Genomic DNA, 16,898 nt, shown 5'->3' on the forward strand with positions numbered 1-16,898 from the left:
GCTGCCGGCTGAAGGGCCTGGCACCCCGGGACCCCGACCGGGCGAGGGAGCGAAGGCCGAGGGTCCCGCACAGGCGGGAAGCCCTGCCGAGGCCGGCCGGCCTGGGCAGCCAGGAGTAGGCCGAACGGCTGACCCGACGGCCCCCCAGGACCGAACCACCTCGATCGCCCGAGCCCGCCAGGCGGCCCGCGGAGGCCGCGCGGAACAGGAGGGGACGAACAGGTCCGGGTCCGGCGGGGTTGCGGGGGCTGGTACGGCTTCCGGGTCTGGCGGGGCTTCCGGGTCCGGTGGGGTTGGGGCCGGTACGGCTCTCGGGTCCGGCGGGGCTGTGGGGTCTGGCGGAGCTTCGGGGTCCGATGGGGTTGCTGGGGCCGGTACGGCTTCTGGGTCCCGTGGGGCTTTCGCGTCCGGTGGGGCTTCCGGGGGTGGTGGGGCTGCGGCGGCTGGTGGCACCGACGCTACGGCGGTCCGCGAGGCTTCCGGCGCTGATGACGCCTCGACCTCCGCTTCCGGCCCGGCCCCGGCGCGCGGCGACAGCGGTTCCCGCGCTGTTTCGGAGCCCGGCAGGGCGTCGGCCTCCGGCGACTCCGGCTCTGGCAGTGCTTCGGCCTCCGGGCAGGCCGGGGCCCGCGAGGGCTCCGGTGCTGACGCGGCTCGTGGTGCTTCCGGGCCCGCCGCGTCCGGTGCCGAGAAGCCCCAGTCGCCCGAGAGCACGCAGGTGCTGCGGCGGGTCAACGCGCCCCGACGCGGCCAGGAGGAGCCGGGTACGTCGGGTACGTCGGCCCGGGCAGGTCAGGCCCCCGATGAGACGCGGGCGCCCGAGACCACCCAGGTCCTTCGGCGGATCGGCGCACCCCGCGCGGCCGAGCCCGACGACCCCGCCAGGAACGCGGCCACCGAGCCGGACGCCGACGGCCGTACCCCTCGTACGAACACCCCGGACACCGCACCCCGAGCCGGACGGCCCGGCGGTGCGAACCGGGCTGCCCGCACGGCCGCAGCGCTCGGCGCCGCCGGCACGGCCGCAGCCGCCGGCGCCGGTGCCGCGAACGCCGCCGGCCAGGCATCCCAGGCGGGCGCAGCGGGCGCGGCGGCAGCGGGCGCGGCAGGCGCGGCAGCCGCACGCCCCCGACTCCCCGGCACCGCAAACGGCCCCCGCCCCGGAAACGGCGCCGCAAACGGCCCCCGCTCCGGAAACGGCACCGCAAACACCCCCGGCCCCCGCCCCGGCGACGGAAACGGCACCGGCACCGGCACCCGTAACGCCACCGGCACCGGCCCCCGCACCGCCCCCACCGCCTCCCGCCAGATCCCCGGCCAGGCACCCGCCCCCTCCTCCGAAGAAGCCACACCCCTCCTCGCCGGAGGCGACGGCACCGGCGGTGGCAAGGGCAAGAAGCCGAAGCGGCCCAAGCGGACCGGATGGCGGCGGATCTTCCCCACCTGGCGCATGGTGCTCGGCACCTTCCTCTTCGGCGTGCTGCTGATCATCGGCCTGTTCTTCCTCGGCTACTCGATGGTCAACATCCCGCCCGCCAACGCCCTCGCCACCAAGCAGGCCAACGTCTACCTCTACGCCGACGGCTCCCAGATCGCCCGCGACGGACAGATCAACCGCGAGAACGTCACCCTCGCCCAGGTCTCCAAGGACGCCCAGCACGCCGTACTGGCCGCCGAGGACCGCGACTTCTACACCGAGTCCGCCGTCGACCCCAAGGCCATGCTCCGCGCCGCCTGGAACACCGCGACCGGCAAGGGCACCCAGTCCGGCTCGACGATCACCCAGCAGTACGTGAAGAACTACTACCTGGCCCAGGAACAGACGGTCACCCGCAAGGCCAAGGAGTTCTTCATCGCGATCAAGCTGGACCAGCAGAAGTCCAAGGACGAGATCCTGGAGGGCTACCTCAACACCAGCTACTTCGGCCGCAACGCCTACGGCATCCAGTCCGCCGCCCAGGCCTACTACGGCATGGACGCCCAGAACCTCGACCCGGCCCGCGCCGCCTACCTCGCCGCGCTCGTCAACGCGCCCAGCGAGTACGACGTCGTGGCCCACCCCGAGAACAAGACCGCGGCCGTCGCCCGCTGGAACTATGTCCTGGACGGCATGGTCAAGAAGGGCTGGCTCAGCGAGTCCACGCGCGCCGGGATGAAGTTCCCGATGCCGAAGGAGCAGACGGTCTCCACGGGCATGTCCGGCCAGCGCGGCTACCTCGTCGAGGCGGTCAAGCACTACCTGACCACCAACAACATCCTCACCGACGACCAGCTCGCGGCCGGCGGCTACCGCATCACCACCACCATCCAGAAGAACAGGCAGGACGCCTTCGTCAAGGCCGTCGACGACCAGCTGATCTCCAAGCTGGACAAGAAGAACAACAAGGTCGACAGCTACGTCCGCGCCGGCGGTGCCTCCGTCGACCCGAAGACCGGCAAGGTCGTCGCCATCTACGGCGGCATCGACTACGTGAAGCAGTACACCAACGGCGCGACCCGCGGTGACTTCCAGGTCGGCTCCACCTTCAAGCCCTTCGTCTTCACCTCGGCGGTGCAGAACGGCTCGACCACCCAGGACGGCCGCACCATCACCCCGAACACCATGTACGACGGCACCAACGAGCGCCCCGTACAGGGCTGGAGCGGCGGCGCCTACGCCCCGCAGAACGAGGACCAGAAGTCGTACGGCCAGATCACCGTCACCAAGGCGACGGACCTGTCCGTGAACGCCGTCTACGCGCAGATGGCCGTCGACGTCGGCCCGTCCAAGGTCAAGCAGACCGCGGTCGACCTCGGCCTCAAGCCCGACACCCCGGACATGCAGCCGTACCCGTCCATCGCCCTCGGCACCGCCAACGCCAGCGTTCTGAACATGGCGGAGGCCTACGCCACGCTCGCCAACCACGGCAAGCACGGCACGTACACCCTGATCGAGAAGATCACCAAGGACGGCACCGAGGACGTCAAGCTGCCCGACCAGCAGGTCAAGCAGGCCGTCAGCCGCGAGGCCGCCGACACCACCACCTCCATGCTGCAGAGCGTGGTCGACAACGGCACCGCCACCGCCGCCCAGGCCGCGGGCCGCCCGGCGGCCGGCAAGACCGGTACCGCCGAGAACGACACCGCCGCCTGGTTCGCCGGCTACACCCCCGACCTGGCCACCGTGGTCTCGGTCATGGGCCAGGACCCGGTCACGGCCAAGCACATGCCGCTCTACGGCGCCCTCGGCCTGCCCCGCATCAACGGCGGCGGCGCGCCCACCCAGATCTGGGCCCAGTACACGCACGACGCGCTGACCGGCACCCCGGCCTCCGACTTCGACCTCCAGCTCCAGCAGGGCGCCGACCAGCCGCAGCCCCCCAGTGCCAGCTCCTCGGCCCAGCCGGGCACGACCGGTGACCAGACCACCGGCGCCACCACCGCGACCCCCACCACCGGCGGCACGACCACCACCCCGACCACCGGCGGCACCAACGGCACCCCGACCACCGGCGGTACGACGACCAACGGCGGCACCACCACCGGCGGCACGACCACCAACGGCGGTCCGACCACCACCGGCGGAGGCACGACGACCGGCGGGGGCACGACGACCGGAGGCGGGACCACCACCGGCGGCGGCACGACCGGCGGCACGACCACCGGCACCACCACCGGAGGCGGCGACACGACCGGCGGCGGTACGACCGGCACACCGGCGGGCGCGGGCGGCGGAGGCCCCGGCGCCTGAGACCTCATGGACCGGTCTCAGTGGGGAGACCTCATGGACCGGTCTCAGTGACCGCTGGTCGCCTTCAGTCCGACGACGGCGACCAGCAGCAGACAGACGAAGAAGACCCGGGCGGCGGTGACCGGCTCACCCAGCACCACCATGCCGAGCACCGCCGCCCCGGCCGCCCCGATGCCCACCCACACGCCGTAGGCGGTACCGATGGGCAGCGACTTCGCGGCGTACGACAGCAGGACCATGCTCGCGACGATCCCGGCGCCCGTCAGCACGCTCGGGACCAGCCGCGTGAAGCCCTCGCTGTACTTCATCCCGATCGACCAGCCGACTTCCAGCAGACCGGCGACGACAAGCAGAACCCAGGCCATGACGAGCACCTCCGAGACTTCGTACGAACGGGGGTGCGTCGTCTTTGCCTTCGACCCGGTACGGCGCGTCTCGTCGGGCTCCCCTCGAACATAGCAAAGGAACGGCAAAGGGGCTGGTGGCCACGGTCACCAGCCCCTTTGCCGAGACGGACTCAGCGATAACGGACTCAGAGATACAAGCCGGTGGAGTCCTCCGACCCCTCGAACCGGTCCGCGGCCACGGCATGCAGATCACGCTCACGCATGAGCACGTACGCCACGCCTCGCACCTCGACCTCGGCCCGGTCCTCCGGGTCGTACAGCACCCGGTCACCGGCCTCCACGGTCCGCACGTTCTGCCCGACCGCGACGACCTCGGCCCAGGCCAGGCGTCGGCCCACCGCCGCCGTGGCGGGAATCAGAATGCCGCCTCCCGACCGCCGCTCACCCTCACCGGCGTCCTGCTTGACCAGAACCCGGTCGTGCAGCATCCGGATGGGCAGCTTGTCGTGATGCGGGGTGCCCTGCTCGTTTCTGTTGGCGCTCACGCCTCGAACCTACCTGTCTTCGCCCCGTACGTCCGCGCCCGGGTCAGCGCTTGCGCCGCTTACGGCCCACGGCGAGCAGCCCGACCACCCCGACGGCGAGCAGCGCGACGGGCACGACCCGCTCCAGCCGAGGCGCCCCCTCGTCATCGACGAACTTCGCCCGCACCTCACTGACCACCCGGTTGACCTGCACATACGCCCGCCCGACCGTGTGGTCGAGATTGGCGACGACCTTGGCCTTCGCGTCCCCGATGATCGTCTGCGGATGCACCCGCACCCCGATCTCGTCAAGCGTCTCGGCCAGCACTTCACGGCGGCGCTTGATGTCCGCCTCGATCTGCGCCGGGGTTCTGGTGTCCGACGTGTCCGCCACCGTACGGCCTCCGAAGTCTCTGATGCTGTCCCGGACAGTCTGTCAGCTCTTGCTCTCACCGCACCGCAAGGCCCCCCGGTTACGCTGGCCCGATGAGCGAGCGACTCCAGCCGGGGGACGTGGCCCCCGCCTTCACCCTCCCGGACGCCGACGGCACCGAGGTCTCCCTGTCCTCCTACAACGGCCGCAAGGTCATCGTCTACTTCTACCCCGCCGCCCTGACCCCCGGCTGCACCAAGCAGGCCTGCGACTTCACCGACAACCTGTCGCTCCTGGCCGACGCCGGCTACGACGTCATCGGCATCAGCCCCGACAAGCCGGAGAAGCTGGCCAAGTTCCGCGAGAAGGAATCCCTGAAGGTCACGCTGCTGGCCGACCCGGACAAGAAGGCCCTGGAGGCCTACGGCGCCTTCGGCGAGAAGAAGCTCTACGGCAAGACGGTCGTCGGCGTGATCCGCTCCACGGTGATCGTGGACGAACAGGGCAAGGTCGAACGAGCCCTGTACAACGTGAAGGCCACCGGCCACGTGGCCAAGATCATCAAGGATCTCGGCATCTGAGGGGTCCGTATCCGCTGCTGGCGGCTCGCACCGGGGAGACCTGGTGCGAGCCGCTTTCGCATTTCCTGTGCCCCAACTGCCGCGCGACTATGAGCACCTGGAGCCGAGGGGGCGGACGGCGAAAGACTCAGCCCCGTACACTGGGCGAGGCAAAACGGCCTACAGGTTAATTGTCCGTTTTGGGGCGGTCGTGGCGAAATAGGCGATACGCGCGGGTTTTAGGTGCCCGTGGGAGAAATCCCGTGTGGGTTCGAGTCCCACCGGCCGCACAGGTGAGGGGCCGTCCGTCTGGGCGGCCCCTCTTCCGCTCTCAGCCCAACAACTCCCGAACCACCGGCACCAGCGCCCGAAACGCCTTCCCCCGATGGCTGATCGCGTTCTTCTCCTCGGGGCTCAGCTCGGCGCACGTCCGGGTCTCGCCCTCCGGCTGGAGGATCGGGTCGTAGCCGAAGCCGTTCGTGCCGGCGGGCGCGTGCCGCAGGACGCCTCGCAGTTGCCCCTCGACCACGCGCTCCCTGCCGTCCGGCAACGCCAGAGCCGCCGCGCAGGCGAAGTGGGCGCCCCGGTGTTCCTCCGCGATGTCGGCGAGCTGGGCCAGCAGCAGTTCCAGGTTGGCCCGGTCGTCGCCGTGCTTGCCGGCCCAGCGGGCGGAGAAGATGCCGGGGGCGCCGTTCAGGACGTCGACGCAGAGGCCGGAGTCGTCGGCGACGGCGGGCAGGCCGGTGGCCTGGGCGAGGGCGTGGGCCTTGAGGAGGGCGTTCTCGGCGAAGGTGATGCCCGTCTCCTTGACGTCGGGGACGTCGGGGTAGGCGTCCGCGCCGACCAGTTCATGAGACAGGCCTGCGTCGGCGAGGATCGCCCTCAGCTCGGTGATCTTTCCGGTGTTGCGGGTGGCGAGGATCAAGCGGGTCATGCCCGCCAGTATTCCTTCCCGCCGGGCCTACAGTTCCGCCTGCCCCGCGTCCTTGAGCGCGTTGAGGTCGAAGACCTCGGCCATCCTCGCGTAGCCCCGGTCGCTGGGGTGGAGGTGGTCGCCGGAGTCGTAGTCGGGGCGCAGGTGGCGGGGGTCGTACGGGTCGCGGAGGGCCTTGTCGAAGTCGACGACCGCGTCGTACACGGTGCCGGAGCGGATCTGCGCGTTCACCCGCCGCCGTACGGCCTCCCGCGCCGGGGTGTAGCCGCGGCGGCCCTGGAAGGGCAGCAGGGTGGCGCCGATGGTCTTCAGGCCGCGGGCGTGGGCCTCGTCGACCAGGGTGCGCAGGCCGGCGACGATGCGGTCCGGGTCGGCGAGGCCTGGGTTGCGCAGGATGTCGTTGATGCCGAGGTCGATGACGACGACCTTGGCGTTCGTGCGGGAGAGGGCGTCGCGGGCGAAGCGGTCGAGGCCGCTCTGGTTCTCGGCGATGGGGGTCGCCCCGCGCGAGCGCATTCGAGCGTGGGGGAGACCGAGGCCGTCCGTGAGGACCTGGTTGCCGCTGATGCCCTCGTTCACGACGCTGTAGCGCGGCAGCCGGCTTCCGCTCTCCAGTGCGGTGCGCAGCCGGTCGGCGAGGAGGTCCGGCCAGCGGTGGTTGGCGCCGGTGGTGGAGGTGATGCCGTCGGTGATGGAGTCGCCGAAGGCGACGACGGTGCCGTCGGCCTCGTCGCCGAGCACGTCCAGGGCTGTCACGTACCGCCAGTACGGCGTCTGTCGGGTGTACGGCGTGCCGGTCGCGTCCTCGGTGCGGTCGCCGTTGGCGACGTAGGAGAGCTGCCGGGCGTGCGGGTGGTAGGTGACCGGGCCCGAAGGGGTGGGGGAGTAGGTGGTGACCAGGACGTCGCTGTCGTGCGGGACGGTGAGGCGTACGGCGTCGCTGACGATCTCCTGGCCGGCCGGGATGACCACGCCGGTGGAGCCGCCGAAGGTGAGGCGTCGCATGGAGCCCGGGTCGGCCGCGGCGGTGCCGTCGCCCGTGGACAGGGCGATGGAGGCGTGGGTGAGGGTGAGTGGTGCCTGGCCGTAGAGGTTGGACAGGGTGATCCGGGCGCTCGTGCCGCCGGTGTTCGCGTGGACGACGTTGCGCAGGGAGTGGCCGGCGAGGCCTTCGGTCTCGGTGCCGGGTTCGCCGCCGACGGGGGCGGTGGCCCAGGCGCCCGCCCAGGTGCCGGTGGAGGCGGGGGCGGCGGAGGAGTCGTGGCGGCCGGGGCGGTTGTCGGTGAGGGTGTCGCGGGGGGTGCCGGGGTCGGCGGCGACGGTGACGTAGATGACGGCGGACAGGGCCACGACCAGCGCGATCAGCGCGGTCAGGATCCCGTAACCACGACGCTTGGTCACGTGTGCGCTGGTCTCCTCGGGAGGGGAGCGTGGGCTCCGGTCTTGGTGTGCCCATGATGCGGCATTCGCTGTGGGCAGACGCCGGGAACTCTTGTTCCGTTCCGGGAGTCGGTCAGGAAGGGACAATTGTGTGCGGGCTCACCGCACGGGTGGACCGGAACGGGTGGAGCTGATGGAAGCGACCGAGACCGAGACGGAGACAGGGCAGGCGTCGGCGCGGGGTGTGTCGTACAAGACGATGACGGCCTTCACCCCGGCCGACGAGGAGCGCCGGCGCGGGGTGCGCCGGATGAAGCTGACGGCGACCGGCATGCTGCTGTTCGTGGCGCTGGTCTACGTCCTCGCCAAGCTCGCCACGCACGAGGGCGCTGGAGCGTGGGCGGCGTATGTCGCCGCGGCGGCGGAGGCGGGCATGGTGGGTGCCCTGGCCGACTGGTTCGCGGTCACGGCGCTGTTCCGGCATCCTCTCGGCCTGCCCATCCCGCACACCGCGATCATCCCGACCAAGAAGGATCAGCTGGGTATCTCCCTGGGCGAGTTCGTCGGGGAGAACTTCCTCTCCCAGGACGTCGTACGGCAGCGGCTGCGCACGGTCGGCATCGGCAGTCGGCTCGGGGCTTGGCTGGCGGAGCCGGAGCATGCGGACCGGGTGACGGCGGAGTTGGCGACGGCGCTGCGCGGTGCGCTGACCGTGCTGCGGGACTCCGATGTGCAGGCGGTCGTCGGGGAGGCGATCACCCGGCGGGCAGGGGCGCAGGAGATCGCGCCCGGCATCGGCAAGATGCTGGAGAAGGTCGTCGCCGACGGTGGGCACCGGCGGGTGGTGGACCTGGTGGTGGCCCGTGCGCACGACTGGCTGGTGCTGCACCGGGACGACGTGATGGTGGCCGTGGAGGGCGGCGCGCCCGGCTGGACCCCGAGGTTCGTGGACCGCAAGGTCGGCGAGCGTGTCTACAAGGAGCTGCTCCGCTTCGTCACCGAGATGCGGGACATGCCCAGCCATCCGGCGCGCGGCGCCCTCGACCGCTTTCTCACCGACTTCGCCTCCGACCTGCAGTCCGACACGGAGACCCGGGCGCGGGTGGAGCGGCTCAAGGGTGAGGTGCTGGGCCGTGGCGAGGTGCAGGACCTGATTGCGTCCGCTTGGACGGCCGTACGGTCCATGATCGTCGCGGCGGCCGAGGACGAGCGCAGTGAGCTGCGGCTGCGGGTGCGGGCCGCGCTGCTGTCGCTGGGCGCGCGGATGGCGACCGAGGCGAAGGTGCAGGGGAAGGTCGACAGCTGGGTGGAGGGCGCGGCGGTGCACGTCGTGACGACGTACCGTGCGGAGATCACCTCGCTGATCACCGACACCGTGGCCGGCTGGGACGCGGAGCACACCACCCGGAAGATCGAGGCGCACATCGGCCGCGACCTGCAGTTCATCCGGATCAACGGCACGGTGGTGGGGTCACTGGCGGGACTGCTGATCTATGCGGTGACGCGGACGCTCGGCGCGTGACGGCGGGGACGCTTGGCCCGTGACGGCGGGGACGCTCGGCGCCTGACCGCGCGGAACACGGGCACGCGTCCTGCCGTCCCCTTCCCGAGGAGGGTCCCCATGGCCGCAGCCGAGAGCCCGGCTCCGCCGCCCTGGACCGCGGGCCGGACGATCACCACGGACATCCCCGCCCGGCTGGACCGCCTGCCCTGGTCCCCGTCATGGGCCAGTCACGGGCTGGCCGAGGCGGTCGACGGCCTCCTTGGCCTCTTTCAGGCCGGCGCCGGTGCTCTCCCGGTACACCTTGATCGCTTGGATCTTCTTCCCCTCGCGCACGAGCGCGGCCACCTCGTCCATCCGGGGGTTCTCCTCGTGCAGGTCCAGGTGCTCCATGATCAGATCGAGCTTGCGCTCGACGCGCGCGAGACGCTGGTCGGCTCGTATGAACCGGCTCTGCATGCCGGCGATGCACCCGAGAACGGCCAAGGCCAGTGCGACAACACCCACCACGTCCATGACCGCAATCCTAGAAGCGCCCATGCGTGCCACTTGACGTGGACACGCACGACTTCCGGGGTGTGCGCCCGGCCGGCGCCCGCAAGAGGCGGACACGGGCCTGACTGACTAGGCCTTACGGTCGGCGACGGCCCAGGAGGCGAGGGCGACGGCGCCGGCGACACCGAAGACGGACGGCCAGGCGCCGACCTTCTTGGCCAGCGGATGCGAGCCCGCGAAGGCAGCGACATACGCGGCGCTCAGCGCCCCCGCGGCCTTCACCCCGGCCTGCTTGCGCCACTGCTGAGCGGCGGCAACCCCCGCAACAGCCAGCACGGCACCCCCGAGCTGCCGCTTCTTGGTCCACCGGGCCACGCCGTACCCTCCGACAAGCCCGGCACCGGCGACCACCGCGCTGGGAACCTTGGCCATGACTGCCTCCTCTGTATGTCTTTGTATGTGACATCGAGGCTAACGAGGGCCCGCGGGCCGGGGCGCACCAGCCCCACCGAAAGCGCAGGCCGGGGCTGTGGCATCCTGCCTCCCGTCTGTCCCTGTCCCGTCTCTGTTCCTGACTCGCCGGGCGGTGCACCTGATGGCGAACGACTTGGACCCGATCCTCGACCGGGCGCTGACGATCGCGACGGAGCTGGCCGCGTGGGCATCGGAGACGATCCGCCGCCCGAGGGTGGGCGGTGTCCGGGAGAAGGCGGGCCCGGCGGACATCGTCACGCGGACGGACGAGACGATCGAGGCACACGTCCGCTCGGTCCTGCGGTCTGCATTCCCGACGCACGGCATCGAGGGCGAGGAGTACGGCGTGACCGAGCCGGCCTCCCCGAACGCCCCGTACTGGGTGGTGGACCCGCTGGACGGCACCACGAACTACGCCCACGGCATCGGCTGGTGCTCCTTCTCCCTGGGCCTGGTGTCCCCCGACGGCACCCCCGTACTCGGCGTGGTGGCCGACCCCTGGCGGGACGAGACCTTCACGGCGATCCGGGGAAGAGGGGCGAAGCTGAACGGTACGTGCATCCAAGCAGCCCCCCACACCACCCTCACCGGCCACCTCTTCCTGACGGAATGGGCAGCCCACTCCCACTGGCCGGGCCTGGACCCCCTCCTGTCGGCCCTCTCCCACCGCCACTGCACGACCAGGGTGATGGGCTCCACGGCCCTCTCCCTGTCCCAGGTGGCGGCCGGCCGGGCCACGGCGGCAGCGATCGGCGAGTTCCACGCGGTGGACGGCTTGCCGGCGTACCTGATCGCGATGGAGGCGGGAGCGGTGGCACTTCCACGGCTCCCCGTGTACAACGAGCCGCTGCTGCTGGCGGCGCCGGGGGTGGCGGCGGAGATGCGGGAGCTGTGGGAGGCGAGCCGGGGGAGCGAGACGTATTAGGGCGCCTATCGGGTCGTGATCAATGGGCATCGCAGCTGCCGGGGCGAGTGCCCGTGTGGGGTACGGGACCCGGCGGTCTGCGGCTGCGCCGAGTGGACGAGAGTGACCGGAAGCGTTGCCGCTGGCAGGCAACGGGGCCCGAGCGCCCCGGCTGCGTGCCCGCCGGGATGGTGTGTCAGAGCACGGCGAGGCGGTCCACCAGCAGTTCCACCCTCTGATCGGTGTACTCCGGCGGCAGCCGTCCCGCCCGGGTCAGGGTCGCGAGCCCGTGCAGGGACGCCCAGAACACCTCGGTGAACAGCCCCGGATCGATGCCGTTCCCGGCGACCTCGCCCAGGCTCTCCAGCAGGGCGGCGAAGGCGTCCTTCAGCGGCTCGGGGGTGTCCTCCTGCGCGTACGCCAGGCCGCCGTCGAGCTGGAAGATGGCGTCGTAGACCGCCGGGTTGCGCTCGGCGAAGTCGAGGTAGGCGCGGGCCAGGGCGGCGACCCGGGCGCGCGGGCCGTCCGCGGCGCAGGTCGCGGCCCGCACCGCCACGGCCAGCTCGGCCGCACCCTGGAGGGCGACGGCGCCGATGATCTCGCGTTTGCCGCGGAAGTGGCTGTAGAGGACGGGCTGGCTGTATTCGATGCGCTCGGCGAGCCGGCGGGTGGTGACCGCGTCCCAGCCCTGCTGCTCGGCGAGTTCGCGGGCTGTCGCCACGATGAGGCGTTCGCGCTCCGCTCGTTCGCGCTGCTTGCGTTCCTGTACCGACATGATTCGATCCTAGCACCGCTAGACAAGAGAGCGGCAGCAGTACTAGCGTTGCTTCATCAGCTAGCAACACTAGATGTCAGGGGGGCATCATGCTCAGCGCACTCCAGGTGGTCACCACCGTGGTCCTCGGTCTGATGGTGGGGGTGGAGTTCTCCGTCCTCTTCGTCCTCAACCCGATCCTCAACGCCCTCCCCGAGGACAGCGGCCAACTCGGCCACGCCCACGGAGGCCGGATGCTCGGCGCCGTGATGCCGGTCTGGTACATCGGCTCGCTCGTCCTCATCGTGGTCTGGGCCATCGCCGGCTGGCACCACCACGGCACCGGCCTCGTCGTCACCGCCGCCGCGCTGCTGATCCTCAGCGTGATCATGTCGCTCCTGGTGCTCGTCCCGATCAACAACCGGGGCAAGACGTGGACCCCCGAGAACCGGCCCGAGGACTGGAAGGAGCAGCTGAACCGCTGGGTCCGCTTCCACTACGTCCGCGTCGCCGTCATCATCGCCGCCTTCACCCTGCTCGTCGCCGCCCTCACCTGAGCCCGCGGGCTCATCGCCGCACTCGCCTGAGCCCGCGGGCTCATCTGCCCGGTCGTCATCCGCAACCGCTCGGCCGAGCGCCCGAAGTGCGGCACCGCCGCCTCCCTCTACCTCCAGGACCCGACACCAACACCCTCGAACTGCGCCGGTATTCCCAGGACGCGGGCGCCGGCGACACCCGCTGACCGACAGCGAGAGGAAGTACCGAAGATGGCCAAGCTGCAGACCCTGGACCCGAATACGCCGTTGTTCGCGCAGTTCAAGGAGAAGACAGGCCCCATCGTCCTGGCCAACACCTTCGTCGTTCCGAAGGAGAGGGCCGAAGCGTTCCTGGCCCTCTTTCACAGGCAGGCGGAGTTCATGAAGGCTCAGCCGGGATTCGTCTCCCTGCAGATGCACAAGGGAACGGCGGACAGCCACCTTCTGATGAACGTCGCGGTCTGGGAGTCGACCGAGGCGCTCGCCACGGCGTTCGGCAGCCCGGAGTTCCAGCGCATGGCTGCCGAGTCCCCCGACGACATCGTGTCGTACCCGCACATCTTCGAGCAGATCGACGTATGACACGGCAGTTGCAGCCGGGTGCGCGCCTCGATGACCTGGATCAAAGACCTCACCAGAGCGACTCATCGATCACGACCCGATACGCGCCCTAGGCAGCGCGAAAGGGAGTGGAGGCCGCTGCCGATTCAGACCAAGAGCGCGCCGACGCTGTCCCCTGGATGCCTCAACCATCCCTCACAGCAGGCAGGTTGAGGCATCTGGCGTGTCCAAAAGGGGCGCTCTTCGGCTCTGATCGTCCTCAGTACTGGCGCCTGCCCCGGAAGGCCCGGCGGACGAGGTGGATGATCAGCCAGACGACCAGGGCAACGAAGAGGATCACGAGGATCACGACGACCAGAAGGAAGATGCCGAGCTTCTTGAGGAAGCTCTTCTTCTTGGTCCTCGTCTTGCGGAGATGGACCGCCGACGCGCGATGTGCGGAAGCGGCCTGCCTGAAGCGGGTGCCGGCGACAGCGCCCGGAACCGCGGTGACGGAGCGTACGGTACCGGTGGTCGCCGCTGCCGTCCTGGTCACCGGGGCCTGCCGAGCGGCGGCCCCTGCGGCGGACGATGCGGCGGCGGCCGGTGTCACCGCCAGGCCGAGGCCCAGCAGCAGCGTGAGAAATACGGTTGCCGAGCGACCGTTACGGCCCGGTCGGCGTGTGATGGTCATTCATGTCCTCCCCGTGTCAGGTGCGGATGCGGTTGCCGCCTTGCGTAATGCCGCAACTATTGTCTGCGAGACAGTGCTTCCCCTCTCTGGAACCGGACGGTGTACTGATGCGATACCTGGTGCGCGACCGCATGCTGGCCTTCCACGAGGAGGCCTGGGTCGAGACGGAACACCGGGAGAAGTTGTTCAAGGTCAACCGCAAACTCCTGCGGCTGCGCACCACGTTCGACTTCGTCGGCACCGACGGCAATCAGGTGGCGAGCATCGTCAAGAAGGCGCTCACCTTCCACCACACCATCCTCGTCAAGCAGAACGGCGAGACCGTGGGCCGCATCAGCAAGCGGACGTTCCGGATCTTCGGCGACCGCTTCAAGGTGACCCTGCGCGGCGGGCGCCGACTGCGGATCGCGGGCAACCTCTGGGACCGCGAGTTCGACATCGCGGACGACAGCGGCACCCTGGCACACGTCTCGCGCCGCTGGTTCACCATCCGCGACGCCTACGCGGTCGACGTGATGAGCGAACCGGACTGGCTGCTCCTGATCATCCTCGCGGTGTGCGTGGACCACATCATCGAGGACCGCGAGGGGGAGCAGCTCACCAACCTCTGACGTGCGCACCTCGCTGACCGCACGGACATCCTGTGATCCATGCACATCCTGTGACCCACGCACATCTCTGACGCTCGTACGACGACGCGCCGTTGACACGGCGCCGGACCGGGGGAGAACCACCTCGCCATGATGGGCCATTCGCACGCCGTGAGCGGCGCCCTGCTGTTCGCCGGCACCGCTCCCTATCTGCCACCCGTGCTGCTGCACACGCATCTGTCGCCCCAGGAGATCCTCATGGGCACGGTGCTGTGCGCGGGCGCCGCACTGCTGCCGGACCTGGACCACCACGACGGCACGATCGCGAACTTCCTCGGTCCGGTCTCCCGGTGGCTGTGCCGGTTCGTCGCGTTCGTCTCCGGTGGCCATCGCCATGCCACCCACTCCCTGTTCTTCGTCGCCTTCATGACGGCCGGTACCTGGGCCGGAATCGCCTATCTCGGCAGGCCGTTCACCCTCGGCATGTGCTTCTTCCTGCTGGCGCTGGCCGTGCGAGCACTCAATCTCTGCCCGCCCGGGCACGGCTTCCATGCCTGGGGCACCATCGTGGCGCTGGCCGCCCTCGGCACCGCCGCCATCGACAAGTTCATCCCGTCCACGCCGGGCTGGCTGCCCTACCTGGTCGGCCTCGGCTGCCTGGCCCATCTTCTCGGCGACTCCCTCACCAAGCAGGGCGCGCCCTGGCTGTGGCCGCTGAAGACGCGCTACGAGCTCGTGCTGATCAAGAGCAGCGGCAACAAGCTGGAGACCGAGATACTGACGCCCCTGATGGGCGCCGGCACCATCGCCCTGCTCTGGCTGACCGTACTGTCACCGCACACCCTGAACTGAGACGGGCGGCCGAACACAAGCCACGTCACCGCCGCCGGGCCGGCCGACGGCCCGGCTGTCGGCCCCAGGTCGCCGTTGACTACTGGTTGGTGGGTCCGGTGGGTCCGTTGCTCCGATAAGGCTGTTGCTTCTCAGAGCCGATGCCGCGCAGTACCGGTACCGGTTAGGTGGTCGGCTGGGTGCGAATCACGAGCACGTCCTGATGGAGTTCCTCGTCTGCCCCGGGCAATCCGGCCCAGGTGGCGATCGCGGCAAGGAGGTTGAACGAGCGGCGGGGTGCACAGGTGACCTGGGGGAAGCCCTCTGGTCCGCGGGTGAGATAGGCGAGTGTCGCGCGGGCGGCGGCTTCGGCGTCGGCAGCGTGCTGTCCGGCCGCCACCGGCACAGGCTTACCGGTGGCGGAGACGAAGGCCTCGGTCAGCAGGAGACGGGCCTGCCCGGCGGTGAAGCGCTCTGGCTGGGTGGTCACGGCCGTTTGCGGAGCGAGCGCATGCAGGCGGGAGAGCATCCATGCGGTCTGCGCGATGCCGGTGGCCAGCGCTCCGGCGCCGGCACCGGCCGACCAAGCCCGGTTGCCTTCCCCCGTGCGGGCGCGCCCCAGCCACTGCCACTCATCACTATGCGGAGCCGGGACGGGGATGGCCATGGGCGCTTCCACGGCCAGGACCGCCCGCCCATCCTCATTCAGAGACCGGACCAGAGCCTGAACAGCACCCTCGGGATCGCTCCCGCAGGAGACCACGGGGCGCTCCGGCGAGTCGACGGCTGCCCAGGCGAAGTTGGACTGCTTCACCGACCCGATGTCCACGCCCACGACGCGCATGGGATCTGCTCCCCCTTCGACACCATCGGCGTGCCGGACGCCGGTCTCGTGGCGCCGGTTTCCAGCGCGCGGGCAGGATCATCTCACGCTGCTTCCTCTGAAACAGGCCTACGAAGAACTCCAGCCGGGCTCGCGGCGCCAGAAAAGGGCGGGGTTCATACTCCACACCGAATGTGGCTGTACAGGCGAGCCGGACCTCGTGCAGACGTTGACCGAGAGCCCTACGCGCTTCGTGAACGCCGGAGGAAGGGGACGACATGGCGCTGCGTTGGACTCTTCCCTACCCGGTCAGGCGAGTTGGTAGTCAGCATGCGGAATGCCCAGTGCCCACACCGACTCAAAGGCCTCGGCACACAGTTTGAGTTCCTGGGCGTCGGTGCTGACAGACGGCTCCAACCACTCACCCTCGCCATCGAAGTGGTTCACGAGCAACAGGGACGAGTCGAACAGCCAGAAGTCGTTGCCGGGCAGGGCAATACCGGTGGCTTTCCTGCGCGGCAGCCAGCGCACTTCCTCGCCTGCGGCTATGTTCAGGCCTTCGGTCACCTCGTGCTCGAACCGGATGTACGTGCTCACCGGCTCGGACACGATCCGGGCGCGGCGGACCTTCACTCCGCGGCTCGTGGCCTCGGACACCAGAGCGAGCCAGTCGGCCCACCTCTCGGCGGGGTCGATCGCGGCGCCAGCATTCCAGTCGATGTACGCCGGGTCCGACTTCATGTAGGAGTCCCGCATCTCCAGATGGACTGCCGATTCGCGGCAGCCGCGGAACAGTTCCTCAAACGTCGGAACCGTGGTCACGCTGTACCTCCAAGAAGAATTGCCAGAACTTGCACGATCACGTGACTACCCGGACGCCGAGGAGGACTCTGCCCAGTACTCGGGCG

General features: G+C 70.0%; 19 protein-coding genes, 1 tRNA gene and 1 riboswitch. Of the genes, 9 read left to right on the forward strand and 11 right to left on the reverse strand.

The genetic code is table 11. From position 1 onward, the window contains the following. Positions 1-1,309: 1,309 nt before the first annotated feature. A complete protein-coding gene (locus O1G22_RS26195) occupies positions 1,310-3,730 on the forward strand; it encodes a transglycosylase domain-containing protein (RefSeq protein ID WP_428986505.1) in 2,421 nt (806 codons plus the stop codon). A 44-nt stretch (positions 3,731-3,774) separates the two neighbouring features. On the opposite strand, the gene O1G22_RS26200 is transcribed toward O1G22_RS26195, so the two are convergent. From O1G22_RS26200 to O1G22_RS26210, 3 genes are all read right to left on the reverse strand, one after another. Continuing rightward, positions 3,775-4,095, reverse strand: a complete 321-nt coding sequence (locus O1G22_RS26200) for a DMT family transporter (protein WP_270083545.1) — start codon at positions 4,093-4,095, stop codon at positions 3,775-3,777. Positions 4,096-4,127: 32 nt separating this feature from the next. Further along, a riboswitch (guanidine-III (ykkC-III) riboswitch) is annotated at positions 4,128-4,190 on the reverse strand. A gap of 72 nt (positions 4,191-4,262) precedes the next feature. Then, entirely contained in the window at positions 4,263-4,565 is a 303-nt protein-coding gene (locus O1G22_RS26205; RefSeq protein ID WP_428986506.1) for a GroES family chaperonin, read from the reverse strand. A gap of 100 nt (positions 4,566-4,665) precedes the next feature. Beyond that, positions 4,666-4,995: a DUF3618 domain-containing protein gene (locus O1G22_RS26210; protein ID WP_225096243.1), complete on the reverse strand. Its 330-nt coding sequence runs from the start codon at positions 4,993-4,995 to the stop codon at positions 4,666-4,668. A 92-nt stretch (positions 4,996-5,087) separates the two neighbouring features. Between O1G22_RS26210 and bcp the strand changes: the two genes are divergently transcribed. Beyond that, the gene (gene bcp / locus O1G22_RS26215; RefSeq protein WP_270083547.1) at positions 5,088-5,555 is read left to right on the forward strand and encodes a thioredoxin-dependent thiol peroxidase; all 468 of its coding nucleotides are present in this window, start codon (positions 5,088-5,090) and stop codon (positions 5,553-5,555) included. 184 nt (positions 5,556-5,739) lie between these two features. Further along, positions 5,740-5,824, forward strand: a tRNA-Leu gene (locus tag O1G22_RS26220). Between the two features lie 41 nt (positions 5,825-5,865). Here the strand turns inward: O1G22_RS26220 and rdgB are convergent. Beyond that, entirely contained in the window at positions 5,866-6,468 is a 603-nt protein-coding gene (rdgB, locus tag O1G22_RS26225) for an RdgB/HAM1 family non-canonical purine NTP pyrophosphatase (protein WP_270083548.1), read from the reverse strand. 27 nt (positions 6,469-6,495) lie between these two features. Continuing rightward, positions 6,496-7,869: an SGNH/GDSL hydrolase family protein gene (locus O1G22_RS26230; protein ID WP_270083549.1), complete on the reverse strand. Its 1,374-nt coding sequence runs from the start codon at positions 7,867-7,869 to the stop codon at positions 6,496-6,498. A gap of 238 nt (positions 7,870-8,107) precedes the next feature. Here O1G22_RS26230 and O1G22_RS26235 point away from each other — a divergent pair, with 238 nt between their 5' ends. Continuing rightward, the gene (locus tag O1G22_RS26235; protein ID WP_428986507.1) at positions 8,108-9,370 is read left to right on the forward strand and encodes a DUF445 domain-containing protein; all 1,263 of its coding nucleotides are present in this window, start codon (positions 8,108-8,110) and stop codon (positions 9,368-9,370) included. A gap of 198 nt (positions 9,371-9,568) precedes the next feature. Here O1G22_RS26235 and O1G22_RS26240 read toward each other — a convergent pair whose 3' ends face one another. Both O1G22_RS26240 and O1G22_RS26245 read right to left on the reverse strand, forming a co-directional pair. Beyond that, positions 9,569-9,865, reverse strand: a complete 297-nt coding sequence (locus O1G22_RS26240) for a ribosomal protein L7/L12 (RefSeq protein ID WP_270083551.1) — start codon at positions 9,863-9,865, stop codon at positions 9,569-9,571. A gap of 108 nt (positions 9,866-9,973) precedes the next feature. Then, a complete protein-coding gene (locus O1G22_RS26245; protein WP_270083552.1) occupies positions 9,974-10,276 on the reverse strand; it encodes a hypothetical protein in 303 nt (100 codons plus the stop codon). A 163-nt stretch (positions 10,277-10,439) separates the two neighbouring features. Here O1G22_RS26245 and O1G22_RS26250 point away from each other — a divergent pair, with 163 nt between their 5' ends. Continuing rightward, the gene (locus tag O1G22_RS26250) at positions 10,440-11,243 is read left to right on the forward strand and encodes an inositol monophosphatase family protein (RefSeq protein WP_270083553.1); all 804 of its coding nucleotides are present in this window, start codon (positions 10,440-10,442) and stop codon (positions 11,241-11,243) included. A gap of 175 nt (positions 11,244-11,418) precedes the next feature. Here the strand turns inward: O1G22_RS26250 and O1G22_RS26255 are convergent, their stop codons facing one another. Then, complete coding sequence (locus tag O1G22_RS26255) at positions 11,419-11,997, reverse strand: TetR/AcrR family transcriptional regulator (RefSeq protein WP_270083554.1); 579 nt, start codon at positions 11,995-11,997, stop codon at positions 11,419-11,421. Between the two features lie 89 nt (positions 11,998-12,086). Between O1G22_RS26255 and O1G22_RS26260 the strand changes: the two genes are divergently transcribed. Together O1G22_RS26260 and O1G22_RS26265 are read left to right on the forward strand one after the other, a co-directional pair. After that, complete coding sequence (locus O1G22_RS26260; RefSeq protein WP_270083555.1) at positions 12,087-12,533, forward strand: DUF1772 domain-containing protein; 447 nt, start codon at positions 12,087-12,089, stop codon at positions 12,531-12,533. Positions 12,534-12,743: 210 nt separating this feature from the next. Further along, a complete protein-coding gene (locus O1G22_RS26265; protein WP_270083556.1) occupies positions 12,744-13,094 on the forward strand; it encodes an antibiotic biosynthesis monooxygenase family protein in 351 nt (116 codons plus the stop codon). Between the two features lie 238 nt (positions 13,095-13,332). On the opposite strand, the gene O1G22_RS26270 is transcribed toward O1G22_RS26265, so the two are convergent. After that, the gene (locus O1G22_RS26270) at positions 13,333-13,746 is read right to left on the reverse strand and encodes a hypothetical protein (protein ID WP_270083557.1); all 414 of its coding nucleotides are present in this window, start codon (positions 13,744-13,746) and stop codon (positions 13,333-13,335) included. A gap of 107 nt (positions 13,747-13,853) precedes the next feature. On the opposite strand from O1G22_RS26270, the gene O1G22_RS26275 reads away from it, so the two are divergent. Together O1G22_RS26275 and O1G22_RS26280 are read left to right on the forward strand one after the other, a co-directional pair. Further along, positions 13,854-14,357 (forward strand): LURP-one-related/scramblase family protein, encoded by a 504-nt coding sequence (locus O1G22_RS26275; RefSeq protein ID WP_270083558.1) that lies wholly within the window; start codon positions 13,854-13,856, stop codon positions 14,355-14,357. Positions 14,358-14,486: 129 nt separating this feature from the next. Continuing rightward, on the forward strand, positions 14,487-15,188 hold the full coding sequence (locus tag O1G22_RS26280) for a metal-dependent hydrolase (protein ID WP_270083559.1): 702 nt from the start codon (positions 14,487-14,489) through the stop codon (positions 15,186-15,188). A 163-nt stretch (positions 15,189-15,351) separates the two neighbouring features. Here the strand turns inward: O1G22_RS26280 and O1G22_RS26285 are convergent, their stop codons facing one another. After that, entirely contained in the window at positions 15,352-16,011 is a 660-nt protein-coding gene (locus tag O1G22_RS26285; RefSeq protein WP_270083560.1) for a hypothetical protein, read from the reverse strand. A 288-nt stretch (positions 16,012-16,299) separates the two neighbouring features. Further along, positions 16,300-16,812, reverse strand: coding sequence for a DUF6879 family protein (locus O1G22_RS26290; RefSeq protein ID WP_270083561.1), 513 nt, complete (start codon positions 16,810-16,812; stop codon positions 16,300-16,302). Between the last annotated feature and the right edge of the window lie 86 nt (positions 16,813-16,898).

This window comes from Streptomyces camelliae (assembly GCF_027625935.1).
Classification (GTDB): Bacteria; Actinomycetota; Actinomycetes; order Streptomycetales; family Streptomycetaceae; genus Streptomyces; species Streptomyces camelliae.